This window comes from Curtobacterium sp. MCBA15_008, from assembly GCF_001865065.1.
Lineage (GTDB): Bacteria > Actinomycetota > Actinomycetes > Actinomycetales > Microbacteriaceae > Curtobacterium.
On the sequence record NZ_MJGN01000023.1, the window covers coordinates 46,900 to 72,595 of the forward strand.

Sequence of the window (25,696 nt, forward strand, 5' to 3'; positions counted from 1 at the left end):
CGACGAGCCCCCGGACGACGGAAGGCCCCGCCGTCCGGCGGGGCCTTCCGAGTCGGGGCGGGCAGGTCAGTGCGTCGACGGTTCCTGCTCGACCTCGCGACGATCGTCGTCGGACCACAGGGTGTGGAAGGTGCCGTCCTTGTCGATGCGCTGGTACGTGTGCGCGCCGAAGAAGTCCCGCTGCCCCTGGATGAGCGCCGCGGGCAGCCGGTCGGACGCGAGCGAGTCGAAGTACGACAGCGCCGACGAGAAGCCCGGGGCGGGGACGCCCGACGCGGCCGCGATCCCGACGATGCGACGCCAGGCGGCTTCACCCTCGGCGACGGCGTTCGCGAAGTACGGGTCCACCAGCAGCGACTCGAGCGAGGAGTTCTCGTCGTACGCCTCGACGATGCGGTTCAGGAACTGCGCGCGGATGATGCAGCCGCCGCGCCAGATCTTCGCGACGTTGCCGAGGTCGATGTCCCAGCCGTACTCCTTGGCCCCGGCGATGATCAGGTCGAAGCCCTGCGCGTACGCGACGACCTTCGACGCGTAGAGCGCGGCACGGACGTCGTCGGCGAACGTGTCCGGCACCTCGGTGATCGACGGCCGGTCCTTGACGGACTTCTGCACCGCCGCGCGCTGGGTCGGCTTCGACGACACCGCGCGGGCGAACACCGCTTCACCGATGCCGGACACCGGGATCCCGAGTCCGACCGCGTTCTGCACGGTCCACACGCCGGTACCCTTCGACCCGGCCTCGTCGCGGATGACGTCGACCAGGGGCTTGCCGGTCTCGGCGTCGGTCTGCTTGAGGATCTCGCCGGTGATCTCGATCAGGTAGGACTCGAGGTCGCCCTTGTTCCACTCGTCGAACACCTGCACCAGGTCCTCGACGGTGAAGCCACCGACGCGGCGGAGCAGGTCGTAGGACTCCGCGATGAGCTGCATGTCGGCGTACTCGATGCCGTTGTGGACCATCTTCACGAAGTGCCCGGCGCCGTCGGTGCCGATGTGCGTCACGCAGGGCTCACCCTCGGCGACGGCGGCGATCGACTTCAGGATCGGCCCGAGGGTCTCCCAGGCCTCCTTCGAGCCGCCAGGCATGATCGACGGGCCCTTCAACGCGCCCTCTTCACCGCCGGAGATGCCGGTACCGACGAAGTTGAGGCCCTTCTCGCGCAGGTCGTGCTCACGGCGGATGGTGTCGTGGAAGTTCGCGTTGCCACCGTCGACGATGATGTCGCCGGGCTCGAACTTCTCGGCGAGCTGCGAGATCACCGCGTCGGTGCCCTTGCCGGCCTGCACCATGATGATCGCCGTGCGGGGCTTCGAGAGCGAGGCCACGAAGTCGTCGATGTCCTCGGACGCGATGAAGCCGGCGTCGCCGTGCTCCTGCATGAGTTCCTCGGTGCGGGCGTAGGTGCGGTTGTAGACCGCGACCGTGTTGCCCTCCCGCGAGGCGAGGTTCCGTGCGAGGTTCGAGCCCATGACTGCCAGGCCCACCACCCCGATGTTCGCTTGACCGTTGCTGTCTGCCACGTTGGTCTCCTTCGTCCGGACGTCTGGACCTCAACCTACGGTCGGCGGCCTGGGACCGCACGGCTGTTACGGCAACTGTGGATCACTGTTCACGGCATCAATACTGTGGAGGGATGACCGAGAGCGTTGTCCTCCCGCCCGTGCTCGTGATGGGGGTCTCGGGCTCCGGCAAGTCCACGATCGGCCGCACCCTCGCCGATGCGCTCGCTGCGCAGGGCGAGCCGTGCGTGTTCGTGGACGCCGACGACCTGCACCCGGCCGCGAACAAGGAGAAGATGCGGCAGGGGGTCCCGCTGACCGACGAGGACCGCTGGCCCTGGCTGGACGCCTGCGCCGACCGGATCGCCGAGGTCGAGGCGTCCGGCAGCCGTTGCGTGATGGCCAACTCCGCGCTCAAGCGCGTCTACCGCGATCGTCTCCGTGCCAGTGCGCCCGGGCTCGTGATCGCGTTCCTCGACGGCTCGCGCGAGCTGATCGCCGAGCGGCAGTCGCACCGGCACCACGAGTACATGCCGACGTCGCTGCTCGACTCCCAGTTCGCCACCCTCGAGCGTCCGCAGCCGGACGAGGCCGCCGTCGCCGTGTCGATCGACGGGTCGGTCGACGACACGGTGGCGACGATCCTCGCCGCACTGTCGGTCACTTCCGGCTGAGCTCGGACAACCGCGAGCGGTACTCGTCGGCGTCGATGTCGCCCCGGGCGAACCGGTCGGCGAGGACGGACCGCGCGTCTGACCGCGCTCGCCAGCTGCCCCGGCGGAGCACCCCGAAGACGACGAAGACGACCAGGAACGCGAAGAAGAAGAACGCGGGGAAGACGAAGAACGGGAACCCGCCGCCGTGCCAGTACGGCGCGGTCGCTGCGATGGTGGTGAGCATGGGGACCTCCTGAGGTCGGTTTCGGTGCCGCTGTCGCGACCCCTCCAGCGTCGGGCCTGGAGGCGCGGCGCGCGTCCGTCACGGAGCCCCACTCCCGCCTGCTCCCGAGGTCGTAGAGCGGCGCCTCCTCCACAGGCGGGTACTCCCGGGGGAGTAGTCCACAGGTCGTGCTGCCGCCCGATGACCGAGCTGGTCGGCGACCCTAGGCTCGCTGCATGGACACCGCACCGATCGTCGCCGACCCGGCGCCGGACGACGCCCGCCTCGGCGGTCGTCGCCGCTTCGCACGGGTCGGCCGCATGCTGCCGGTCGCGGTGGTGCAGATCGTCGGGACCGTCCTCGCCTCCCGCTTCGCGACCGGTGCCGGAACCGGCGACGGCACGGTCGTCGGCGGTCCGCCGTGGGCACGACACGCGTTCGCGTCGGGCGGGGGCGCCGACGTCGTCCAGCTCGGTCCCCTCGCGATCACGTTGCTCGTCGCCGGCGTGGTGGTCCTGCCCTGGCGGTGGCGGTGGCCCCGAGGGGTGCTCCTCGTCACGCTCGCCACGACCATCGGCTTCGCCCTGGTCGTGAGCCCACGGGGTCCCTTCGTGGCCGCGCTCACGATGGCGATGGCGAACGCCTGGCTCCGGGGACACCGGACGTGGGTCGCAACGGCGGCCGGTCTGAGCATCGCCGTGCTGCCGACGGCCGACACGGTCCTCGGTCGCTCGTCCGTCCTCGACCTCAGCGTGGTGCTGCTCTGCATCGCCTGGGTCACCGTGACCATCGCGGTCTCCGAACTCGTCCGCGTCCGCCTCGAGCGCGTCGCCGAGCGCCGACGGCAGCGAGCCGAGGCCGGACGTCGTCGGGCGGCGGACGAACGCGTCCGCATCGCACGGGAACTCCACGACTCGGTGGCGCACAGCATGTCCCTCATCAACCTGCAGGCCGGGGTCGCGCTGCACCTCGGGGCGGACCTGCCGGACCAGACGCGGCAGTCGTTGGCCGACATCCGTGACTCCAGCCGTGCAGCCCTCGTCGAGCTCCGGACCATCCTCGGGGTCCTCCGGGCGGTGGACGCACCGGCGGACCGCGCCGACACCCGCACGGGCGACGGTCCGGCCGAACGGAACCCGGCACCCGGCCTCGAGCGGCTGGCCGACCTGGTCGAGCGCGCCCGGGCCGCCGGCGTCGACATCGGGCTGTCCGTGTCCGGCGATCCCGGCACGGCCGGAGGCGTCACGGACCGGAACGCCTTCCGCATCGTGCAGGAGTCGGTGACGAACGTGATGAAGCACGCTCCCGGGCACCGTGCCGACGTCTCCGTGTCGATCGGCCCGGACGTCGTCGACCTGCTCGTCGAGGACCGTCCCGTGCACGCGCACGGCGAGCCCGCGGCCGGCGTGCGCCCGGACGGCGAGCCCCCGGCCGGCGTGCACCCGGACGGCGACCAGTCACCGACCGGAGTCGTCCTCAGTGCGACCGGCAACGGCCTCATCGGCATGCGCGAGCGCGCGATCGCCACCGGCGGCGAACTCCGGGCCGGACCGACCACGAACGGCGGATGGCGCGTGTCGGCCAGGCTGCCGGTCATCACCGCAGACCCAGAGGCCCAGCCGTGACCGACCACCGCGAACACCCCGACGCCGCACAGCCGATCCGGGTCCTCCTCGTCGACGACCAGGTGCTCGTCCGCGCGGGGCTCCGCGCCCTCGTCGACGCCGAGCCGGGCATGACGGTCGTGGGAGAAGCCGGCGACGGTGACGCCGCCGTCGAGTCCGCACGAGCCGAACACCCGGACGTCGTGCTCATGGACATCCGGATGCCCGGCACCGACGGGCTGACCGCCACCCAGCGCATCTCGGCCGACCCGTCCCTGGCAGACGTCCACGTGGTGATCCTCACCACCTTCGAGGAGGACGACTACGTCTTCGAGGCGATCCGCGGCGGGGCGGCCGGCTTCCTCGTGAAGGACACCGAGCCGGCCGAACTCCTGCGGGCGATCCGGACGGTGGTCGCCGGGGACTCGCTGCTCTCACCCCGGGCGACCCGCTCCCTCGTCGAGGCGTACGCAACGCACGCGAAGCCGGCGTCACTCGCACCCGGCCTCGACGTCCTCACCGACCGGGAACGCCAGGTGATGCAGCTCGTCGCGGTCGGCCTCACGAACGCCGAGATCGCCGAGCGCCTCTTCGTCAGCCCGATGACGACGAAGACCCACGTCTCCCGCGCGATGATCAAGCTCGGCGCCCGCGACCGCGCGCAGCTCGTGGTCTTCGCCTACGAGACCGGCCTCGTCACCCCCGGTTGGCAGCCGTGACGCTCCTCGAGCGCCCCCTCGGTATCACGCCTGATACCATCCCGGTCATGGCCATGACTCTCCGACTCGACGACGACGAGACCAACGCGCTCCGGAAGCGCGCCGAGCACGAGGAGCGTTCCATGCAGGAGATCGCCCGGATCGCGATCCGTGAGTACATCGAGCACCACAGTCGCACCGACCTCATCGACGGGATCCTCGATCGTGAGCTTCCCCGGTACGCCGAAGCCCTGGAACGCCTCGGCCGGTGATCCACCTCACCATCGACGAGGCGCTCCACATCGCCCGCCGGACGCTCGGCGACGGTGTCGCCCTCCGCGACGTCGGACTGCTCGAGGCCGCCGTGGCCCGGCCGGCTGCGTCGGTCGGCGGGCGTGACGTGTACCCGACCCTCGTCGAGAAGGCCGCGGCCCTGGTGCACTCGGTCGTCCGCAACCACGCGCTGGTCGACGGCGACAAGCGACTCGGTCTGATGCTGCTGATCGTGTTCCTCGGCGTCAACGGCCGGCGGCTCACCGCCAGCGACGACCAGGCGCACGACTTCATCGTCCTGATCGCCGACGGTCGGCTCGACGCGGTGGACGACATCGCCGAGGCGCTCGGGCACCTCCTCGAACCGACCTGACGCGACTGACGGGGACCGACCGCGGCCGACCGCGACCGACGGCAATGGACGGCGATGGTCGGCAACGGACGGCAACGGTCGCCCAGCGTCCGGATGCGGAGTTGCATGGGCCCATGTCGTTCACCGGATTCGGCGTCGTCGCCGGAGCAGAACTGACCGAACCCGCTCGCCGAGCAGGCGCCGCCCACGTCGAGCCCGCGATCGCCGGCAACCTCGTCGTCCGCGACGGCGGGGGATGGGCGCTCGCCGACTCGTACGTCGGTGAACGCTTCCCGTCGTTCGCGGTCCTCGTCCCCGGCGACCTCCCGCTGCTGACCGCCGACCGCGGTGCCGTCGGCGACTACTTCGCCGAGGTCCTGCCGATCGTCCACTCCGTCGCAGACCCCGGAGCGACGATCGTGTTCGGTTCCGGAACCGCCCGGACCGCTCCGCACGACATGCCGCGGCCCGAGGCGCACCGGCGCTTCGCCGAGGTCGTCCGCGCCGCACTTGAAACCGCCGCCGAGCACGACCTCCGGATCGTCGTCGAACCCCTGAGCCGGACGGAGACGAACCTGCTGCACACCGTCGCCGAGACGGTCGGGTTCCTCGACGAGTGGGGCCTCGCCGGTGTCGGCGTGGTCGCCGACCTCTTCCACCTCCGCAACGAAGCCGAGCCGCTCGAGGTCGTCCGCCGGCACGGGGACCGCATCGGGCACGTGCACCTCAGCGACCCGGAACGACGGCCTCCCGGAACCGTCGACGACGTGTGGCGGACGTTCCTCGACGCGGTCCACGACGGCGGGTACCGCGGTGCGGTCTCGCTCGAGTGCCGTTGGTCGCCGGACCCCGACGAGGCCGAGGCGGAGATGCGCGACGCGCTCGGTCGCGTCCGCGCCGCACAGCCGACGGCCACTTGACGCGGGCGCTCCGGACGACGAGCCCTCAGAGCTTGAACGTCGCCTTCGGGATGTCCGACACGATGCGCCGGGCGGTGCGGACCGCGTCCTCCTCGGAGATCTGGTGCGTGACCACGAGCGACGCCAGGTACGCCGCGTCCGCCCGTCGCGCCATGTCGTGCCGCGCGGGGATGGAGCAGTACGCCCGGGTGTCGTCGATGAACCCGGAGGTCTTCGTGAACGATGCCGAGTCGGTGATCGCGGAGCGGTAGCGTCCGATCGCCGCCGGGGTGTCGATGAACCACCACGGCGCTCCGGCGTACACGGCGGGGTAGAAGCCGGCGAGCGGCCCGATCTCGCGCGAGAACACGGTCTCGTCGACGGTGAAGAGCACGAGGTGGAAGCCCGGTGCGGTGCCGAACGACTCGAGCAGCGGGCGGAGCGGCTCCGTGAAGGACCCGACGGCGGGCAGGTCGTGCCCGGTGTCCGGCCCGAAGCGTTCGAGCGTCGGCCCGTGGTGGTTCCGGAGCACGCCGGGGTGCAGCTGCATGACGAGGCCGTCCTCGACGCTCATCTCGGCCCAGCGGTAGAGCATGTCGTGCCGGTACGCGGTGGCGTCGGCCGTCGAGACGTCCCCGCGGAGCGCCGCCGCGTGGATGCGCTCGCGCTCGGTGGCGGACAGGGGCATGGACCCGGCGTCGAGCACCCCGGTGTCCGTGGCGGTGGCGCCGTGCTGGATGAAGTACTGGCGACGTGCGCGGAGTGCTGCCAACAGCCCTGCGTGGGTGCCCGTGTCGATGCCGGCGGCTTCGCCGACGGACGCGACCACGGGCCTCCAGTCCGGCCGCGACGGGTCGAAGACGGCGTCCGCGCGGAAGGTGGGGACCACCCGGCCGGTGAAGGTGGGGTCGGCGGCCAGCCGCGCGTGCGCGGCGAGGTCGGCGTCGGGGGCGTCCGTGGTCGCCAGGACCTCGATGCCGAAGGCGTCGAACAGGGCGCGCGGCCGCATCTGCGGCTGCTGCAGCAGGGCGGCGATGTGGTCGTACTGCGCGTCCGCGTTCGCGGCCGACGGCTGCTCCGTCAGCCCGAAGACGTCGTGCAGCTCCGTCTCGAACCAGTAGCGGACGGGGGTGGCGAGGAAGTCGTCCCAGTGCTCGGCCAGGTTCCGCCAGACGGCGCGGCCTGGAGGCGCGGGATGGGTTCCGGACAGGTCGGCGCGTCCCAGCGCCTCCAGTCCGACGCCGTTGGCGTGCAGGAGCCGCAGGACGTAGTGGTCCGGCGTGATGAGCAGCGAGGCCGGGTCGGCGAACGGCTGGTCGTCGGCGATGAGGGCCGCGTCGACGTGCCCGTGGGGGGAGATGATCGGCGCGTCCGCGACGGCGTCGTAGACGGTGCGCGCGACGGCGCGCGCTCCCGGTTCGGCGGCGAAGAGCCGGTCCGGGTGCGGCGCGAGCGGGGTGGCGGTGCTGGTGCGGGTCATCGTCGACTCCTTCAGGACGGACGGTGGTGCGAGGCCGGCGCGGGGCCGGTCGACTCGCGGACGGTGAGGTGCGTGGGCAGGGCGACCGCGCCGCTCATGTGCTCGCCGGGCAGCTCGTCGGCCGGGATCGCGCCGAGGCGCCCGAGGAGCATCCGGATCGCCACGCGACCGGCCCGTTCGATGGGGGAGGTCATGGTGGTGAGCGGTGGGTTGCAGAAGTCGGCGCCGAAGATGTCGTCGCAGCCGACGATGCTCATGTCCTCGGGGACGCGGACCCCGCGCTCCCGGAGCCGGGCGAGCATGCCGATCGCGATGAGGTCGTTGAACGCGATGCACGCGGTCGCGCCGGCGTGCACGGCGGCGTCGGCGGCCGCGGCACCGGAGTCGACGAAGGGGGCGTGCGGGCCCACGCGGGCGACGCGGACGTCCAGGCGCTTGGCGACCCGGACGAGGGCCCGCCAGCGGCGCTCGTTCGACCACGAGCTGTCGGGCCCGGCGATGTAGAGGACGTCGCGGTGGCCGAGCGAGACGAGGTGCTGGACGGCCTGTTCGACGCCGCCGGGGGTGTCGATGAGGACGGAGGGCACCCCGGCGGGCCGGCGGTTGACGACCACGAGCGGGGTGCGTTCGGCGAACCGGGCGATCTGCGCGTCGGAGAGGCGGGACGCGGTGAGGACCGCACCGTCGGCCTTCCCGGCGATGGCGCTCAGGGCGGCCATCTCGGCGTCGGCGGACTCCTCGGTGTCGACGAGCAGCTGCGTCCACCCGGCTCCGGCGAGCTGGTGCTGCGTGCCGCGGATGACGTCGAAGTAGAAGGGGTTCGTGATGTCGGACACGAGCACGGCGACCGCCCGGGTACGACCGGACGTGAGCGCTCGGGCCTGCGAGTTCGGGACGTAGCCGAGTTCGCGGGCGGCCTGCTGGATGCGCTGCTGTGTGGCGTGGTTCACCCGGTCGGGCAGCGAGAGCGCTCGGGACACGGTGGACGGGGCGACGCCGGTCGCGTCGGCGACGTCCCGGATGGTCACCCGTCGGGACGCGTCCGTGGCGGGGCCGGGGCTCGTGCCCGCCACGGACGCGTCCGAGACGGGGCCGGTGCCCGTCGCCGTGCCGTCGGCGGTGACGTCGGTGTCTGTGCTGCTCACGAAGCCGAACGTAGGCCGGTCTGGCAACAAGTGGCAACCGGTTGCCGGATGTTGCCAAGCGGGGAACAGTGGTCACCACGCCGGGGGCAGGACCACCCGGCACCCGGGCGGCAGCGTCGCTCCCGGGTGGAGGTCTCGAGGAGGAAACCCCCGCATGAGCACAGGAAGACTCAGGAAACGCACCCTGGTCGGTGCCGTGGCCGTGGTCGCCCTCGCCGCGCTGTCCCTGCAGGGATGCGCCGTGGTGAACGGCAGCGGCGACGACCCGAACACCCTCCGCGTCATGATGGGCGCGGACACCACGTACCCCAAGGAACGCAAGCAGTGGCAGCAGGACACCGCCGCCGAGTTCAAGCGCACCACCGGGGCCGACATCCAGTGGGAGACCTACTCCTCCGCGCAGGAGGAACTGACCGCGATCCAGACGAGCGTCATCTCGGGGCAGGGCCCCGACGTCTACGCGATCGGCACCACCTTCACCCCGACCGCGTACGCCACCGGCGCCTTCGTCGAGATGGGGAAGAAGGAGTGGAAGGCCATCGGCGGGAAGGACCAGTTCGACCCGGCGTCGTTCGGCATCTCCGGCCCGAGCGCCTCGAAGCAGATCGGGATCCCGTTCGCCAGCCGTCCGTTCGTGATGGCGGTCAACAAGGACCTGCTCGCCCAGGCCGGCATCGACGAGATGCCGACCACCTGGGACCAGCTCACCGCGGACGCGAAGGCGACCACCGGTGACGGCCACCACGGCATGGCCGTCGCGTACGCCGACGGCTTCGACCCGTGGAAGTTCGTCTGGGGCATGGCGCAGAACGCCGGCAACACGATCGTGTCCGGCAACGGCAAGGCCGAGATCGACTCGGACGCCGTCGCGAACGCCTACCGCACCTACTTCGACTGGGTGACGAAGGACGGCGTCGTCGACAAGGCCGCGATCGGCTGGAACAACGCCCAGGCCCTCGCGCAGTTCACCGACGGCAAGGCCGCCTTCTTCCCGATGACCACGACCACCGCGATCAACTCGTTCAAGAACACGAAGGTCGACGGCAAGTACGAGTTCGCCCTGCTGCCGACGGTCCCACCGGGAGCCACGACGCGTCCCTCCGACGGCATCGAGGCCGCCAGCATCCTGTCCGGCGACAACTGGGTCGTCGCCGACTACGGCACGAAGCAGGACCTGTCGTTCGACTTCATCAAGCAGCTCAGCACGCCGAAGGCACAGCTCGAGTACTACCGCCTCTTCGGCAACCTGCCCACGAACGCCGACGCCGCAGCGGACCTCGCGGCCGACAACCCGCAGCTCAAGCCGATCATCGACGCCGGGAAGCTCTCGAAGCCGACCGCCTTCACCGGTGCATGGTCGGACATCCAGCTCTCGCTCGTGGACGTCGTCGTGCAGTCCATCCCGTCGCTGAAGAGCGGCGAGGTCACCGACGACCAACTCCGGAAGCGCCTGCAGGACGCCCAGAAGGACGCCCAGTCCACGCTCGACCGTCAGAAGAACGGAGGCCTGTGATGACCAGCACGCAGACCCGCCCCGAGCAACGCGCCGAGACGGTCCGCCCCGTCGGCAAGACCCCCCTCTACAAGCGCGAGCGGCCCCTGTGGATGCTCCTGCCCGGCGGCGTCCTCATGCTCGCCGTCATCGTGGTGCCGCTCCTGGTGGGCGTGTTCATCGCGATGCTCGACCTCGACCAGTACACGCTCCGCCAGTGGTTCAGCGCACCCTTCATCGGGTTCGCGAACTTCGCCGAGGCCTTCACCGACTCGCCCCTGCTGCACTCCATCTGGATCTCGGTGTCGCTGTCGGTGCTCGTCACCGCGGTGACCGTGCCGATCGGGGTCGCGGCCGCGATCTCCACCCAGAACCGGTTCCCCGGGCGCGGTCTCGTCCGCTCGGTCTACCTGATCCCGTACGTGCTCCCGGCCTTCGTCGTCGGCACGTTCTTCCGCACGATGCTCCAGCCGCAGGGGGTCGTGAACTCGATCCTGCACACCGACGTGCTCTGGCTGAACGGCTCGGCGTCGTACTGGGCGCTCGCCGGCGTCATGGTCTGGACGAGCTGGCCGTTCGTCTACCTGCTGTCCCTCGCCGGGCTGCAGGCCGTCGACAACGAGGTGCACGAGGCCGCCGCACTCGACGGGGTCACCTGGTGGGCGAAGCTCCGCTACATCATCTTCCCGTACCTGCGCGGCCCGCTCTCGCTCGCGATCATCATCTCGATCCTGCACAACATCAACAACTTCACGCTGCCGTTCGTCCTGTTCGGCATCCCGCTGCCGTCGAGCGTCGAGGTGATGCCCGTCCTGACGTACATCGCCAGCTTCCAGTCGTTCCGCTTCGGCCTGTCCGCCGCGATGGCGATCTGCTCGCTCGTGATCGTCGCCATCCCGCTGTTCGTCTACCTGCGGGCGGTCAAGCTCGACACCGGTGACGACGCGGGCCCCAACCGGAAGCAGCGCCGGGCCGACCGCGCGACGCTCGCCGCCACCCCGACCGTGGCCGACATCGACGGAGCACGCGCATGACCACTCCGAGCACGTCCTTCAGCACCCGCACCCGTCCCACCGCGACGCTCACCGAGAGCATCACGACCGGCGACCGCGGCCGACGCCAGAAGCGCCCCTACGACACCGACGTCACGCGGCTGCTGCCGCGCTGGCTCCTCGTCACGGTGATCGCGGTCATCATCGCGTTCATCGCCGTCCCGGTGCTCTACATCCTGTTCGGCTCGGTGAACTCCGACGTCGCGGTGGCGCGCGGCGAGTACTTCCCGTCCGAGTTCACCCTGTCCAACTACGTGGACATCTGGTCGACGGTCGCGCTCGGCGAGGGGCTCGTCAACTCGATGCTCACCGCCGGCGCCGTCGCCGTCGCGAGTGCCGCGCTCGCCGTGTCCACCGCGTACGTGCTCGTCCGCTTCCGCTTCCTCGGCCGCCTGACGATCCTCCGCGGACTCCTCGCCCTGCAGTCGATCCCCGGCACGCTCCTGCTCCTGCCCGTGTTCGTGGTGTTCTCGAACATCGCCAGCGCCACCGGCGTCCAGATCATCGGCACCCGGTGGGGGCTGTTCGTCACCTACCTGACGTTCGCGCTGCCGTTCTCGACGTGGGTGATGGTCACGTACCTCCGCGGGCTGCCGAAGGAGCTCGAGGAAGCGGCCCGCATCGACGGCGCCAGCTCGACGAAGATCCTGACGAAGATCGTCCTGCCGCTGTCGTGGCCCGGCATCGTCGTCTCCGCGATCTTCGCGTTCCTGCTCGGCTGGAACGACGTCCTGTTCTCCACGATCATGACGACCCCGAACACCCGCACGGTCGCCGTGGTCCTGCAGGTGCTCGGCACCACCCAGGAGGGCGGCGCCGTCCCGATCTACGGCCAGATGATGGCCGCCTCGATCGTCTGCGCCGTGCCGGTGGTCGCCCTCTACCTGATCTTCCAGCGCTACCTCGTCGGCGGTCTGACCGCCGGATCGGTCAAGTAGCGCGAGTTGTCCACAGATTGCCTGGAGGCGCGGTGCGGCCCCGCCACGCGCCCCAGGCTGGTCTCCATGAAGGGAATGCAATGACCCAGCCCAGTTGGGAACTCTCCGGTTTCGGTGACGAGATCGACGCCGACCCGGTCGTCCAGGTCGCGGTGCTGCAGGCGCTCGGAGCCAGCGCCATCGAGGTCCGCAGCGCCTGGGGGGTGAACGTCGTCGACCTCGACGAAGACCAGCTCGCCGGACTCCACCGCCTGTTCGAAGAGCGCGGGCAGACCGTGTCCGCCATCGCCTCGCCGATCGGCAAGGTCTCCGTCGACGAGCCCGTCGAACACGAGGTCGGACGGCTCGGCCGTGCGATCGCCGCTGCGCACGCCCTCGGCACCACGAACATCCGGATCTTCTCGTTCTACTTCGAGGGCCGGCAGCCGGAGGACGTCCGCGACGACGTCCTCGTCCGGATGCGTGCCCTGGCCGACCTCGCCGAGCGCGAGGGCGTGACCCTGCTGCACGAGAACGAGAAGGACATCTACGGCGACATCCCGTCGCGCGTGCTCGACATCGTCGAGAGCGTCGGGTCCCCGGCACTCCGCCTCGCCTGGGACAACGCGAACTACGTCCAGTGCGGCGTCCGTCCGTTCACCGACGGCTGGGCCCAGCTCGCCCCCTACGTCGACTACCTGCAGGTCAAGGACGCACTGGCCGCCGACTCGTCGGTGGTCCCCGCGGGCGAGGGCGACGGCGAGCTCGTCGAGACCCTGACCGCGCTGCGCGACGCCGGGTACTCCGGCTACGCCTCGCTCGAGCCGCACCTCAGCGACTTCACCTCCCTCGGCGGGTTCTCCGGCCCCGCGGCCTTCGGTCGCGCTGGTCGCGCCTTCCGCACCCTCACCGACCAGATCGGAGTCACCCTGCGATGACCACCCCACTGAAGTTGGCAGTCGTCGGCGCCGGCGTCATCGGCCGCCACCACGCCAAGGTCGCCGTCCACCACCCGGACCTGCAGGTCGTCGCGCTCGTCGACGCGATCCCCGCCGCGGCCACCAGCGCCGCCGACGAGATCGAGGCGATGGGCGTCGAGCGTCCGATCACCACGTCCACGATCGAAGAGGCGATCGCGCAGACCGACATCGACGTCGTCGCGATCTGCTCGCCGTCGGGCATGCACGTGCAGCTCGCCGAGGCTGCCCTGGCCGCCGGCAAGCACGTCGTCATCGAGAAGCCCCTCGACACCACGATGCCCCGGGCCCGGCAGATCGCCGCGCTCGCCGTGGCGGCACGCGACCGTGGACTCGTCACGAGCGTCATCAGCCAGCACCGCTTCGACCCGGCCTCGGCCGCCGTCGCCGCAGCCGCCCACGACGGCGGGTTCGGCACCGTGACCTCCGGCCTGGCGAGCGTCGCCTGGTACCGGTCGCAGGGCTACTACGACTCCGGCGACTGGCGCGGCACCTGGGCGCTCGACGGTGGCGGCGCGGTGATGAACCAGGGGGTGCACACCGTCGACCTGCTCGTCTGGGCACTCGGTCGCCCGGTCGAGATCTCGGCGCAGACCGGCCTGCTCGCGCACGACCGCATCGAGGTCGAGGACACCGCCGTCGCCACCGTCCGGTTCGCCGGCGGCGCACTCGGTGTCATCCACTGCACGACCGCCGCGTACCCGGGCCTCTCCGCGCGCTACGCCGTCTACGGCACCCACGGGTCCGCGATCGTCGACGACGACCGGCTCGCCTACTTCCACATCGCACCCGACGCCGCGACGCTCGAATCGGCGTCGACCACCTCGAACGCCTCGGCGGTCGCGGGCGCGGTCGACCAGAAGGACGACGTCGTCCCGCCGGAGCACGTCGTCGGCGGACCGGCCGAGCCCGACCACTTCGCCGCGGGGCATGGTCGGCAGTACACCGACATCGTGGCCGCGATCCGCGAGGGCCGTGAGCCCGGCGTGACCGTCGACGCCGCCCTCGTGTCGCTCGCCACCGTCCGCGGGCTGTACGTCAGTGCGACGCTCGGGCAGCCGGTCCGGATCGACGACGTGATCGACGGCAAGTACGACGACGTGGTGCCCGTGGTGGGCGCTGCAGCCACGTCCGACACCGCCACCGAAGGAGCCACCCGATGAAGTTCTCCGTGTTCACCGCATCCACGCCCGACTGGACCCCGTCGCAGGCCGCTTCGACGTTGGCCGAGCAGGGCTGGGACGGCGTCGAGTGGCGCGTCGTCGACGACCGCCCCGCCGACGGCGCCGAGGTGCCCGCCGGCCGGTCCTTCTGGGCCGGCAACCAGTCGACGTGGCAGTTCACCGGCATCCAGGACCAGGTCGGCGAGATCGCCCGGATCACCGACGCCGCCGGCCTCGAGTACTCCGGCATCGGCGGCTACCAGCAGGCGTCCGACCACGACGGCGTCGAGACCATGCTCCGGGTGACGAGCGAACTCGGTGCCCGGCAGGTGCGCGTGACGATGCCGAACTACCGTGCCGAGAAAGAACGCACCGGCGCGACGTACGGCGAGCTCTTCGACCGGACCCGTGCCGACCTGGAGTGGGCGGCGGACCGCGCGGCCGAGCTCGGGGTGAAGGCCCTGGTCGAGCTCCACCACATGACCATCACGCCGTCGGCCTCGGCAGCACTGCGGTTGATCGACGGGCTCGACCCGGCGCACGTCGGGGTCATCCACGACCTCGGCAACCTGGTCATCGAGGGGCAGGAGGACCACCTCGCCGCGTTCGAGCTGCTCGGCCCGTACCTCGCCCACGCCCACGTCAAGAACGCCCGGTGGGTCGACACCGGGGACACCCGGGCCGACGGCAGCACGATCTGGGTGAACGAGTGGGCACCGCTCCGCACCGGCCAGGCCTCGGTCGCCGAGTACCTCGACGCGCTCCGGCAGGTCGGGTACGACGGCTGGGTCACCATCGAGGACTTCTCGATGGACCTCCCGCTCGAGGCCCGGACCGCCGACAACCTCGCCTACCTGCGCTCCCTCGTACCGGTGTCGGCATGACCGATCGCCGTCCGGGCATCGCGCACCTCGGGGTGGGGGCGTTCGCACGCGCCCACCTCGCCTGGTACACGCAGCGCGCGGGGGAGTGGGGCATCACCGCGTTCACGGGGCGTTCCCCCCGCACCGCGGACGCGCTGGTCGCGCAGGACTGCCGGTACACGCTCGTCACCCGTGCGGCGTCGGGTGACACCGCCGAGGTGATCGACGCGATCGTGGCGGCGCACCCGGGCAGCGACGACACGGCCTGGAGGCGCGTGGTCGCGTCCCCGGAGACGACCATCGTCACGCTGACGGTCACCGAACAGGGCTACCGGGCCGGCTCCGACGTGCCGGCCCGCCTGGTCGCGGGGCTCGACGCCCGCCGTGCCGCCGGTGCCGGGCGCATCGCGCTCGTCAGCCTCGACAACCTCACGCACAACGGGGTCGTCCTCCGTGATGCGGTGACGTCGGCGGTGTCGGACCCCGCGTTGCAGGCCTGGATCGACGAGCACGTGACGTTCCCGTCGTCGATGGTGGACCGGATCACGCCCGCCACGACCGACGCCGACGTGGCGGACCTCGCCGCGCTGCCCGGTGCGCTCGACGGTGACCGGGTGCCCGTGGTCACCGAGCCGTTCGCCGAGTGGGTCCTCGAGGACGCCTTCGACGGCGTCGAGCGGCCGGCGTGGGAGACCGCCGGCGTCCGCGTCGTCGACGACGTCACGCCGTACGAGCAGCGGAAGCTCTGGCTGCTGAACGGATCGCACTCGCTCCTCGCCTACCTCGGGCTGCACCGCGGCCACGAGACCGTCGCCGAGGCCATGGCGGACCCGGTCTGCCGCGCTGCCGTCGACGCCCTCTGGGACGAGGCCGCGGCCGAACTCCCGCTGCCCGCCGACGAGGTCACGGCCGCCCGCGCGGCCCTCGTCGAGCGCTTCGCGAACCCGCGCATCCGGCACACCCTGCGCCAGATCGCGTCGGGCGGTTCCGAGAAGCTCCCCGTCCGGGTCGTCGACGTGCTGCGGCGCCGACTCGAGCGCGACTCGTCCGCCGGCGTCGGCCCGGGGGCCGCGACGGCGATCGCGGCGTGGTGGCTCCACGTCACGACGCAGCCGGACCTCGTGGACGACCCCGGGGCACCAGGGCCAGACTCGGACGTGCACGACGTCCTGGCCGTCATCGCCCCCGACCTCGACACCACCCCCGTGGTCGCGGCCGTCACCGCCGCGGCCGACCGCATCCGACCCGCTGCGGCAGCAGCCCGCGGCGCTGCCGACGAAGGAGTCCACGCATGACCGACACCAGCACCACGAACCCGGCCGCTCCCGTGCCCGGAGCCACCGACGGCGGGTCGGCCACCGACCCGACCGCCGGGCGACCGGACACCTGGGCCTCGGCGGACCGCGGGCAGCTGATCGACCGTGCCGAGGTCATCGTCACCAGCCCGAACCGCAACTTCGTGACGCTGAAGCTCACGACGGCCGACGGCGTCACCGGTCTCGGCGACGCCACGCTCAACGGCCGCGAACTGGCCGTGGCGGCCTACCTGACCGAGCACGTCGTGCCGCTGCTCGTCGGGCGTGACGCCAGCCGGATCGAGGACGCCTGGCAGTTCCTGTACCGCTCGTCGTACTGGCGCCGGGGTCCGGTCACGATGGCCGCGATCGCCGCCGTCGACATGGCCCTCTGGGACATCAAGGGCAAGGTCGCCGGGATGCCCGTGTACCAGCTGCTCGGCGGCGCCTCCCGCACCGGGCTGATGGCGTACGGACACGCGTCGGGCAAGGAACTGCCGGAGCTCTTCGACTCCATCCGCGAGCACCAGTCCGAGGGCTACCGCTCGATCCGCGTGCAGACGGGCGTTCCCGGCCTCGAGTCGATCTACGGCATCGCGTCGAACAAGACCACCGAGGGCAACAGCGGCGTCCGCTACGACTTCGAGCCGGCGCAGCGCGGCGCCTTCCCGGCGATGGAGGACTGGGACACCCGGGCGTACATGCGCCACCTCCCCACCGTGTTCGAGGCGGTCCGGAACGAGTTCGGGCCGGAACTGCCGCTGCTGCACGACGGCCACCACCGGATGACCCCGCTGCAGGCCGCGAAGCTCGGCAAGTCGCTCGAGCCGTACGACCTGTTCTGGCTCGAGGACTGCACCCCGGCCGAGAACCAGGAGGCCCTGCGGCTCGTCCGGCAGCACACCACGACGCCGCTCGCGATCGGCGAGGTCTTCAACACGATCTGGGACTTCAAGGACATCATCCGCGACCAGCTCATCGACTACGTCCGCGGCGCGGTCACGCACATGGGTGGCATCTCCCCGCTGAAGAAGACGATGGACTACGCGGCGATGTACCAGATCAAGTCCGGGTTCCACGGGCCGACCGACATCTCGCCGGTGGGACTCGCGGCGCAGATGCACCTCGGGCTGGCGATCCACAACTTCGGCATCCAGGAGTACATGCAGCACGGGCCGAAGACGAACCAGGTCTTCCACCAGACCTTCACGTTCACCGACGGCTACCTGCACCCGGGCGAGGAGCCCGGTCTCGGGGTCAGCCTCGACGTCGACGAGGCGGGGAAGTACCCGTACGAGCAGGCGTACCTGCCGTTCAACCGGCTCGCCGACGGCACCGTCCACGACTGGTAGCGGGCAAGCTGGGCGGCATGGGGTTCGCGGACGTGGCGAGGGAACTGCTCCTCGTCGCGCCCGCGGACTTCGTGGCGGAACGGACCGCGCGGCAGCGTGCCACACGGAAGGACGACCGCGAGCTCGCGTCGGCGATCGGTGGCCTCCGGAAACCAGCACCGGCGGCGTGGGTGGTCGACCTGCTCGCCCACGAGGGCGCGCTCGACGAAGCGGTCGACCTCGGACCGGCGATCCGCGCGGCCCAGGCGGACGCCGACCCCGCCGAGATCCGGCGGCTCCGGAAGCAGCGAGCGGGTGTGGTCGACGCCCTCGCCCAGGCCGGCGCCGACCTCGCCTCTGATGCCGGGCACCCGCTGACCCCGGCCGTGCTCGACCAGGTCCGCGCCACGATCGAGGCCGCGATGGCCGACCCCCACGCCGGTGCCGCCGTCCGGTCCGGCTTGCTCGTCCGGCCGCTCGAGAGCGCCGGGTTCGACGACGTCGACCTCGACGGTGCGCTCGCGGATCCGGATGCCGTCCCCGACGCCTGGTCCGGCAGCGATGCCCCACCCATCCCCATCGAGGAGGGGCGACGCGCGCGGAAGGCGAGTCGCGCCTCCCGGCAGACAGCACCGGAGCCGCAGCCGGAGCCGCAGCCGGAACCGGAGCCGGTGCCGGCGCAGAAGCGACCGTCCCGCGCCGCGCCGACACGGGAACCGAAGACCGACCCGGCCGCTGCCCGTCGTGCCGCCCGCGACGCCGAGACCGCCGCGAGGGCGGAGTCCCGCGACGCCGACGCCGCGCTCGACGCGGCGGCGGACGCACTCGAGACCGCCGAGGAGCGCCGGGCCGACCTCGAACGGCAGCTCGCCGACGCGACCGCCGAGGTCGAGCGCCTCGAGCGAGCCCGCGACGACGCCGAGTCGGCGAGCGACCGCGCCCGGGACCTCCTGGCGGCTGCGCAGCGCCACCGACGCGACGTCGGCCGCTGAGCGGGCTGACCCGTGCCGAGCCGGGTCAGCCCGGGACGGCTTCGAGGACCCCGTCGCGTTCGCGGAGCACGCCGTCCTTCGGGATCCACACCTGCAGTTCGTCGACGGTGAAGTGCTCCAGGTCCTTCCGGTGCGTCGCCAGGAACGAGGCGATCCCGGGCTTCATCGGGAACCGCGGGTCCACCCCCTGCACCACGGCGGTGACGTCGTCGGCGTCCGGCTCCCAGGTGCCGCGCTGGAAGAAGTACGGCCGCCACGCGACCAGGTTGTACCCGCTGAACAGGATGGTGCCGTCGTCGACGCCCCGGGCGCGCAGCTCGGCGTCGAGCCGGGCGACCCCTGCCGGACGCGCCTGCGCCACCGCGACGCCGAGCCGGACCACCGGCACGACGGCGAGGGCGAGGACGACGCAGACCGCGGCGATCCGCAGCACCTGCTGTCGGCGGCTGACGAGTCCGGGCGGCCAGCCGGCACGTCCGAGGCCGATGCCGGCGAGGGCGATGAGGAGCGGCATCCACGCGTAGTAGTAGTGCGCGAGTGCGACGTCCGACGCGGTCAGGAAGGCGACCTGCGCTCCGAGGCCGATGCCGAGGTACGCGACGAGCCGGTCGGGTCGGAACACGAACGCCGTGACCAGCCCGATGACCAGCACGAGGACGACCCAGCGGCTCGTGCCCTGCGTGAAGTACACGAAGTTCGCCCACCACGGGGCGAACTGGTACTCGCGGCCGAGCAGCTCGATGGTGTGGCCGGTCTCCGCGTGCCCGGTCTGGAACTGCAGCATGTGCACGAAGCCGCGCTCGAAGCCCACGGGCGCGTACAGCATCACGAACCCGACGACGAAGGCCCCGGCCGCGATCAGCCCGCCGGTCAGCAGGTCCCACCACCGGCGGAACAGGAGCGGCAACGCGATGATCGCGAGGACCAGCACGGCCGAGGTCACCTTCGACGTCACGGACAGGGCGAGCAGCAGGCCGGACGCACCGGCCCAGAGCCAGCGTCGGCGATCGGCACCGTTCACCCACCGCCACGCGGCGTACAGCGCGGCCACGGCGAAGAACACCATGACCGGTTCGAGCAGCGCCGTGCGGTCCATCCTGGTGGCGACGCCGGAGCCCGGGTCACCCCATGCGATGCCGTTCGCGCGCGGGGTGAGCCACCACAGGGCGGCGGCGATGAGCGCTCCCCAGTACCCGACCGGACGGCGGAACCACAGGAACAGGACGAGCCCGGTGCCCAACGAGGCGGTCGCCGCGACGTAGCGCGGACCGAGCGGCCCCGGAGCGCCGAGGGCGAGTTCCGCCAGGCCGAACAGGTACTTCGCCGTCGGCGGGTGCTCGAGGTTGCGGATGAAGACGCCGTGCACGTACTCCCAGCCGGACACCACGTACACGTCCTCGTCGACGTCCACGCGCTGCCGGCCGACGTGCCAGTACGCGAAGACCACCGCGGCGGCGACCACGACCAGGAACACGACGATCCGCACGACCTGCGGACGGTCGAGCGATCGGCGGGCACGGTGGGAGGCGATCACGGTGAACAAGTCTCACACGCGGGGGTCGGCCAGGGCGTGAGCCGGTGCCCGTCCTGACCGCACCCTCAGTCGTGGTCCGACACGCCCGGACGGGTGCTGCTAGACTCGGTGACTGACTTCGGCGAGGGCCGCGCGTGCGCGGCCGTGATCGACGCAGTGGGAGAGCCGGCCCCGTCCTGGGAGCGTTCCTCACGCGTGCACGCGTTCGAGTTGCAACACCACAGACCCCCACGATGCCGGCACCCCGGTGTCGTCCCCGAGACCAGGAGACACCATGGCTGACTACACCAAGCTCGCAGCGGAAGTCCGCACCAAGTTCGGCAAGGGCGCTGCCCGCAAGCTCCGCGCCGCGGACAAGATCCCCGCCGTCGTCTACGGCCACGGCACCGAGCCGCAGCACATCTCGCTGCCGGGCCACGAGACGATGCTCCTCGTCCGTACCGCCAACGCGGTCGTCGACCTCGACATCGACGGTGCGGCGCAGCTCGCCCTCGTCAAGGACGTCCAGCGTGACCCGGTGCGCCAGATCATCGAGCACATCGACCTCGTGGTCCTCCGCCGCGGCGAGAAGGTCACCGTCGACGTCCCCGTCGTCGTCGAGGGCGAGTCCTTCTCGGGCACCATCCACGTGCAGGACCTCAACACGGTCTCGCTGCTGGTGCTCGCGACCGACATCCCGGAGCACGTCGTCGTCAACGTCGAGGACCTCCAGGACGGCGTGCAGATCCACGCCGCGCAGCTCGAGCTCCCCGAGGGCGCCGAGCTCGAGACCGACCCCGAGGCGCTGGTCGTCGCGATCGTCACCCCGCGTGGCACCGCCGACGACGAGGCCGCCGACGAGGCCTCGGCCGAGGCCGGCGCCGAAGCGGGTGCCGAGGGCGGCTCCGCCCCGGCCGACTCCGAGTAACACCTGTCGCAGGCATCTGGTCGACGTTGATGGCGCGCTCCGCATGACGGTGGACACGTTCGTCGTGGTCGGGCTCGGGAACCCCGGGCCCGGCTACGCCGGCAACCGTCACAACGTCGGCCAGATGGTCCTCGACGAACTCGCCGCCCGCATGGGCACGACGTTCAAGAAGCACAAGACCCCGAACCAGGTCGCCGAAGGTCGCCTGGTACCCGGGGGACCCCGCCTGGTGCTCGCCAAGCCGGGGTCGTTCATGAACACCTCCGGGGGACCGGTCTCGTCCGTCCTCGGGTTCTACAGCGCGACGCCGGAGTCCCTCATCGTCGTGCACGACGAGCTGGACCTGCCGTTCGACACCGTGCGGCTCAAGGGCAGCGGCGGGCACGGCGGGCACAACGGCCTGCGTGACATCATCAAGGCGACGGGGACCAACGAGTTCTCCCGCGTGCGGATCGGCATCGGCCGTCCCCCGGGGCGCCAGGACCCGGCCGACTACGTCCTCCGCGACTTCTCGCCGTCCGAGAAGAAGACCCTGCCGAACCTGCTGGCAGACGGCGCCGACGCGGTCGAGTCGATCGTCGACCTCGGGCTCGTCGCCGCGCAGCAGCGCGTGCACGCCCCGTCCTGACGGAACCGTCGCGCGTTCGCTGGTCGCGCACGGTGCGGGCGCTGTCGGGGGTCGCCGGTACCATGTCCTGAGTGACGATCTCGGGCATCATCCCAGCGCTCTCGCGCGCCTCCGCGTTCGATCGCGTCCTCCGTGCCGCACCCCGTGACGCCGACTTCTCGGTGGTCGACGGTCTGCGCGTCCCGCTGCTCGGCGCGCTCCTGGCCGAGCGGAACGGGCCGCAGTGCCTCTTCGTGATCACGGCCACCGGGCGCGAGGCCGAAGCGGTCCGCGGCGCCGTCGGCTCGTACCTGCCCGACGCCGAGGTGCTCGAGTTCCCGGCGTGGGAGACCCTGCCGCACGAACGGCTCAGCCCGAGCGCGCAGACGGTGGGCACCCGCATCGCGACGCTCCGGAAGCTCGCGGTCTGGCAGGACACCCCGGCCGCCGACCGCCGCACCACCGTGGTCGTGGCCAGTGTCCGTGCCGCGCTGCAGCCGATCGCGAGCAACCTCACCTCGCTCGCGCCGATCGTGCTGCGGACGGACTCCCGGGGCAACGACCTCGGCACCATCGCCGGGCAGCTCGTCGACATGGCGTACGCCCGGGTCGACCTGGTCACCCGCCGTGGTGAGTTCGCGGTGCGCGGTGGCATCCTCGACGTCTTCCCGCCGACCGCGGACCACCCGGTCCGCGTCGACTTCTTCGGCGACGAGATCGAGGCGATCAAGGCCTTCTCCGTGGCCGACCAGCGCACGACGGAGGACGACCTCGGCTCGGTCGAGCTCACGGCCTCCCGCGAACTGCTCCTCAGCGACGACGTCCGACAGCGGGCGCGCGAGATGCTGCACGAGTTCCCGAACCTCTCCCAGATGCTCGCGAAGATCGCCGAGGGGATCCCGGTCGAGGGCATGGAGTCCCTCGCCCCCGCCCTCGTGCAGGACCTCGTCCCGGTGACGGACTACCTGCCCGACGACGGGGTCATCGCGGTGCTCTCGCCCGAGCGGGTGAGCGGCCGCGCGCACAGCCTGGCCGAGACGAACACCGAGTTCCTGCAGGCCGCGTGGAGCGCCGCCGTCGCGGGGGCCCAGGCGCCGATCGACCTCGACGCGGGCAACTTCCTCAGCGTGCAGCAGCTGAAGAACGGCCGCGGGCAGCGCACCTGGTGGACGGTGTCACCGTTCGACTCCGGCCTCGACGAGGGCGACACCGAACGCGTCCTCACCGACGCCGAAGCCGCGGCCGAGGCGGGGGAGTACATCCGCGTCCGGGCCGAGTCGGTGCCGAGCTTCGCGGGCAGCGCCGACGGGGCCATCGCACACGTCAAGCAGCTCGCCGACGACGGATGGGCAGTCGTGGTGACCGCCCAGGGCCAGGGACTGGTCGAACGGGCCGTGCAGGTGCTCGCCGACGCAGGGGTCGCCGCCCGTGCCGAGACCCTCACCGCGCCTCCCGAGCCGGGCGTCGCCATCGTCACGACCGCCGTCGTCGAGGCGGGCTTCGCCATCCCGGATCCGCGCATCGCGGTCGTCAGCGAGGCCGAGTTCTACGGCCGGAGCGTCCAGCAGGGAGCCCGGACGGTCAAGAAGCTCGCGAGCCGTCGGAAGAACGTCGTCGACCCGCTGCAGCTCAAGCCGGGCGACGTCGTCGTGCACGCGACGCACGGCATCGCGAAGTTCGTCGAGCTCGTCAGCCGCGAAGTGTCGAGCGGGGGCCGCAACGCGGTGAAGACGCAGCGCGAGTACCTCGTGCTCGAGTACGCGCCGTCGAAGCGGAACTACCCCGGCGACAAGCTCTTCGTGCCCACCGACCAGCTCGACCAGCTCTCCCGCTACGTCGGCGGCGAGAACCCGACCCTGTCGAAGATGGGCGGCTCGGACTGGTCCGCGGCGAAGTCGAAGGCGCGCAAGGCCGTCCGTGACATCGCTGTCGACCTCGTGAAGCTCTACTCGGCGAGGATGGCGTCGAAGGGGCACGCGTTCGGTCCGGACACCCCGTGGCAGCGCGAGCTCGAAGAGGCCTTCCCGTTCGCCGAGACGGCCGACCAGCTGACCACCATCGACGAGATCAAGCGCGACATGGAGAGCCCGATCCCGATGGACCGGCTGCTCTCCGGCGACGTCGGCTACGGCAAGACCGAGGTCGCGATCCGCGCCGCCTTCAAGGCCGTGCAGGACGGCAAGCAGGTCGCCGTGCTCGTCCCGACGACCCTGCTCGTGCGCCAGCACATGGAGACCTTCCAGGAGCGCTTCGCCGGCTTCCCGGTGCACCTCCGTGCGCTCAGCCGGTTCCAGAGCGAGAAGGAGTCGAAGGAGACCATCGCCGGTCTCGCCGACGGCACCGTCGACATCGTCATCGGCACGCACCGGATCCTGTCGCAGGGCATCCAGTTCAAGGACGTCGGCCTGGTCATCATCGACGAGGAGCAGCGCTTCGGTGTCGAGCACAAGGACCAGCTGAAGAAGCTCAAGACGAACGTCGACGTCCTGGCGATGTCGGCCACTCCGATCCCGCGCTCGCTCGAGATGGCGGTCACCGGCATCCGCGAGATGTCGACGCTCGCCACCCGCCCGAGGACCGCCACCCGATCCTCACGTTCGTCGGACCGCAGTCGGACCTGCAGGTCGCCGCCGCGATCCGGCGCGAGCTGCTGCGCGAGGGCCAGGTGTTCTACGTGCACAACCGCGTGAAGGACATCCAGGGTGTCGCCGCGCACCTCGCCGAGATCGTCCCCGACGCCCGGATCGCGGTGGCGCACGGTCAGATGTCGGAGAGCACCCTCGAGCAGGTCATGGTCGACTTCTGGGAGCGCCGCTTCGACGTCCTCGTCTCGACGACCATCATCGAGACCGGCCTCGACATCGCGAACGCGAACACGCTCATCATCGACAAGGCCGACAAGTACGGGCTGTCGCAGCTCCACCAGCTGCGCGGGCGCGTCGGTCGCGGTCGGGAACGCGGCTACGCCTACTTCCTGTACGACCCCGACAAGCCGCTGTCCGAGACCGCGCAGGACCGCCTCGAGACCATCGCCGCGAACAACGAGCTCGGGGCGGGCATGCAGGTCGCCATGAAGGACCTCGAGCTCCGCGGTGCCGGCAACCTGCTCGGCGGCGAACAGTCCGGGCACATCGCGGGCGTCGGGTTCGACCTGTACCTCCGCATGATCGGCGAGGCCGTCTCGCAGTTCCGCGGGGACGTCGCCGAGGGGCAGACCGAACTCCGGCTCGAGATCCCGGTCGACGCGCACATCCCGGACGACTACGTGGAGTCCGAGCGGCTCCGGCTCGAGGCCTACCAGAAGCTCTCCGCGGCATCGGCCCCGGCGGCGCAGGCCGAGGGCATCGACATGGTGCTCGACGAGCTCACCGACCGCTACGGCCAGCCGCCGCAGCCGGTGCTCACCCTCGTCGAGGTCTCGCGGCTCCGCCGGATGGCGCAGCAGGTCGGGCTGTCCGACGTGGTCGTGATGGGCTCGAACCTGCGCGTCGCGGGCAAGGAACTCGCCGACTCCGCCCAGGTCCGGCTGAAGCGCATGTACCCGGGGGCCCGGTGGTTCCCGCAGCAGGACGCAGCGAGCATCCCGCTGCCGAAGCCGCACGGTGAGACCCTGCCGGACGATGCGCTCATCCAGTGGGTGGAGAGCATCTTGACGGCCGTGTACGGAGCGTCGAAGGCGACCGCGGAGACGTCCGCCGCGTAGCGCCCGCCGTCGGTCTGGAGGCGCGGTGCG

General features: G+C 71.3%; 22 protein-coding genes and 1 pseudogene. 18 read left to right on the plus strand and 5 right to left on the minus strand.

Annotated features, from left to right (window positions below):
• Positions 1-66 precede the first annotated feature (66 nt).
• Positions 67-1,524 (minus strand): NADP-dependent phosphogluconate dehydrogenase, encoded by a 1,458-nt coding sequence (gene gndA / locus BIU96_RS10805; protein WP_083402820.1) that lies wholly within the window; start codon positions 1,522-1,524, stop codon positions 67-69.
• Positions 1,525-1,637: 113 nt separating this feature from the next.
• On the opposite strand from gndA, the gene BIU96_RS10810 reads away from it, so the two are divergent.
• Positions 1,638-2,177, plus strand: coding sequence for a gluconokinase (locus BIU96_RS10810; RefSeq protein WP_071292617.1), 540 nt, complete (start codon positions 1,638-1,640; stop codon positions 2,175-2,177).
• Here the strand turns inward: BIU96_RS10810 and BIU96_RS10815 are convergent.
• Positions 2,164-2,403, minus strand: a complete 240-nt coding sequence (locus BIU96_RS10815) for a hypothetical protein (RefSeq protein ID WP_071292618.1) — start codon at positions 2,401-2,403, stop codon at positions 2,164-2,166. The two genes, BIU96_RS10810 and BIU96_RS10815, sit on opposite strands and share 14 nt — an antisense overlap.
• Positions 2,404-2,618: 215 nt before the next feature.
• On the opposite strand from BIU96_RS10815, the gene BIU96_RS10820 reads away from it, so the two are divergent.
• The 5 genes from BIU96_RS10820 to BIU96_RS10840 all read left to right on the plus strand — a co-directional run bounded on the left by BIU96_RS10820 (position 2,619) and on the right by BIU96_RS10840 (position 6,229).
• Positions 2,619-4,007: a sensor histidine kinase gene (locus BIU96_RS10820; RefSeq protein ID WP_071292619.1), complete on the plus strand. Its 1,389-nt coding sequence runs from the start codon at positions 2,619-2,621 to the stop codon at positions 4,005-4,007.
• Positions 4,004-4,705 (plus strand): response regulator transcription factor, encoded by a 702-nt coding sequence (locus BIU96_RS10825; protein ID WP_254786091.1) that lies wholly within the window; start codon positions 4,004-4,006, stop codon positions 4,703-4,705. Before BIU96_RS10820 ends, BIU96_RS10825 begins: the two co-directional genes overlap by 4 nt.
• Positions 4,706-4,752: 47 nt before the next feature.
• Positions 4,753-4,956, plus strand: a complete 204-nt coding sequence (locus BIU96_RS10830; RefSeq protein ID WP_175477520.1) for a ribbon-helix-helix protein, CopG family — start codon at positions 4,753-4,755, stop codon at positions 4,954-4,956.
• The gene (locus BIU96_RS10835) at positions 4,953-5,330 is read left to right on the plus strand and encodes a type II toxin-antitoxin system death-on-curing family toxin (protein ID WP_071292621.1); all 378 of its coding nucleotides are present in this window, start codon (positions 4,953-4,955) and stop codon (positions 5,328-5,330) included. Before BIU96_RS10830 ends, BIU96_RS10835 begins: the two co-directional genes overlap by 4 nt.
• Positions 5,331-5,443: 113 nt before the next feature.
• Entirely contained in the window at positions 5,444-6,229 is a 786-nt protein-coding gene (locus tag BIU96_RS10840) for a sugar phosphate isomerase/epimerase (protein ID WP_071292622.1), read from the plus strand.
• A gap of 25 nt (positions 6,230-6,254) precedes the next feature.
• Here the strand turns inward: BIU96_RS10840 and uxaC are convergent, their stop codons facing one another.
• Both uxaC and BIU96_RS10850 read right to left on the minus strand, forming a co-directional pair.
• A complete protein-coding gene (gene uxaC / locus BIU96_RS10845) occupies positions 6,255-7,688 on the minus strand; it encodes a glucuronate isomerase (RefSeq protein WP_071292623.1) in 1,434 nt (477 codons plus the stop codon).
• A gap of 11 nt (positions 7,689-7,699) precedes the next feature.
• Complete coding sequence (locus BIU96_RS10850; protein ID WP_071292750.1) at positions 7,700-8,761, minus strand: LacI family DNA-binding transcriptional regulator; 1,062 nt, start codon at positions 8,759-8,761, stop codon at positions 7,700-7,702.
• Positions 8,762-8,987: 226 nt separating this feature from the next.
• Between BIU96_RS10850 and BIU96_RS10855 the strand changes: the two genes are divergently transcribed.
• The 9 genes from BIU96_RS10855 (at position 8,988) to BIU96_RS10895 (ending at position 18,915) form a co-directional block, all read left to right on the plus strand.
• Positions 8,988-10,346 (plus strand): ABC transporter substrate-binding protein, encoded by a 1,359-nt coding sequence (locus BIU96_RS10855; protein WP_175477521.1) that lies wholly within the window; start codon positions 8,988-8,990, stop codon positions 10,344-10,346.
• Complete coding sequence (locus tag BIU96_RS10860) at positions 10,346-11,359, plus strand: carbohydrate ABC transporter permease (protein ID WP_071292624.1); 1,014 nt, start codon at positions 10,346-10,348, stop codon at positions 11,357-11,359. Before BIU96_RS10855 ends, BIU96_RS10860 begins: the two co-directional genes overlap by 1 nt.
• On the plus strand, positions 11,356-12,315 hold the full coding sequence (locus BIU96_RS10865; RefSeq protein WP_217642257.1) for a carbohydrate ABC transporter permease: 960 nt from the start codon (positions 11,356-11,358) through the stop codon (positions 12,313-12,315). Before BIU96_RS10860 ends, BIU96_RS10865 begins: the two co-directional genes overlap by 4 nt.
• Positions 12,316-12,395: 80 nt before the next feature.
• Positions 12,396-13,232: a sugar phosphate isomerase/epimerase gene (locus BIU96_RS10870; protein ID WP_071292625.1), complete on the plus strand. Its 837-nt coding sequence runs from the start codon at positions 12,396-12,398 to the stop codon at positions 13,230-13,232.
• Positions 13,229-14,434 carry a Gfo/Idh/MocA family protein gene (locus BIU96_RS10875; protein WP_071292626.1) on the plus strand — a complete coding sequence of 402 codons (1,206 nt, stop codon included), beginning with the start codon at positions 13,229-13,231 and terminating at the stop codon, positions 14,432-14,434. Before BIU96_RS10870 ends, BIU96_RS10875 begins: the two co-directional genes overlap by 4 nt.
• A complete protein-coding gene (locus BIU96_RS10880) occupies positions 14,431-15,318 on the plus strand; it encodes a sugar phosphate isomerase/epimerase (RefSeq protein WP_071292627.1) in 888 nt (295 codons plus the stop codon). Before BIU96_RS10875 ends, BIU96_RS10880 begins: the two co-directional genes overlap by 4 nt.
• On the plus strand, positions 15,315-16,592 hold the full coding sequence (locus tag BIU96_RS10885; protein ID WP_071292628.1) for a mannitol dehydrogenase family protein: 1,278 nt from the start codon (positions 15,315-15,317) through the stop codon (positions 16,590-16,592). Before BIU96_RS10880 ends, BIU96_RS10885 begins: the two co-directional genes overlap by 4 nt.
• Positions 16,589-17,944, plus strand: a complete 1,356-nt coding sequence (gene manD, locus BIU96_RS10890) for a D-mannonate dehydratase ManD (protein ID WP_254786093.1) — start codon at positions 16,589-16,591, stop codon at positions 17,942-17,944. The genes BIU96_RS10885 and manD overlap by 4 nt, the downstream gene beginning before the upstream one ends.
• Positions 17,945-17,961: 17 nt before the next feature.
• Entirely contained in the window at positions 17,962-18,915 is a 954-nt protein-coding gene (locus BIU96_RS10895) for a hypothetical protein (protein ID WP_071292629.1), read from the plus strand.
• A gap of 25 nt (positions 18,916-18,940) precedes the next feature.
• Here the strand turns inward: BIU96_RS10895 and BIU96_RS10900 are convergent, their stop codons facing one another.
• Complete coding sequence (locus BIU96_RS10900) at positions 18,941-20,449, minus strand: glycosyltransferase family 39 protein (RefSeq protein WP_139199965.1); 1,509 nt, start codon at positions 20,447-20,449, stop codon at positions 18,941-18,943.
• Positions 20,450-20,723: 274 nt separating this feature from the next.
• On the opposite strand from BIU96_RS10900, the gene BIU96_RS10905 reads away from it, so the two are divergent.
• The 3 genes and pseudogenes from BIU96_RS10905 to mfd all read left to right on the plus strand — a co-directional run bounded on the left by BIU96_RS10905 (position 20,724) and on the right by mfd (position 25,666).
• A complete protein-coding gene (locus BIU96_RS10905; RefSeq protein ID WP_071292631.1) occupies positions 20,724-21,356 on the plus strand; it encodes a 50S ribosomal protein L25/general stress protein Ctc in 633 nt (210 codons plus the stop codon).
• 43 nt (positions 21,357-21,399) lie between these two features.
• Complete coding sequence (pth, locus tag BIU96_RS10910; RefSeq protein ID WP_071292632.1) at positions 21,400-21,984, plus strand: aminoacyl-tRNA hydrolase; 585 nt, start codon at positions 21,400-21,402, stop codon at positions 21,982-21,984.
• Positions 21,985-22,055: 71 nt separating this feature from the next.
• Positions 22,056-25,666 (plus strand): annotated as a pseudogene (gene mfd, locus BIU96_RS10915) (transcription-repair coupling factor).
• The last annotated feature ends 30 nt before the right edge of the window (positions 25,667-25,696 follow it).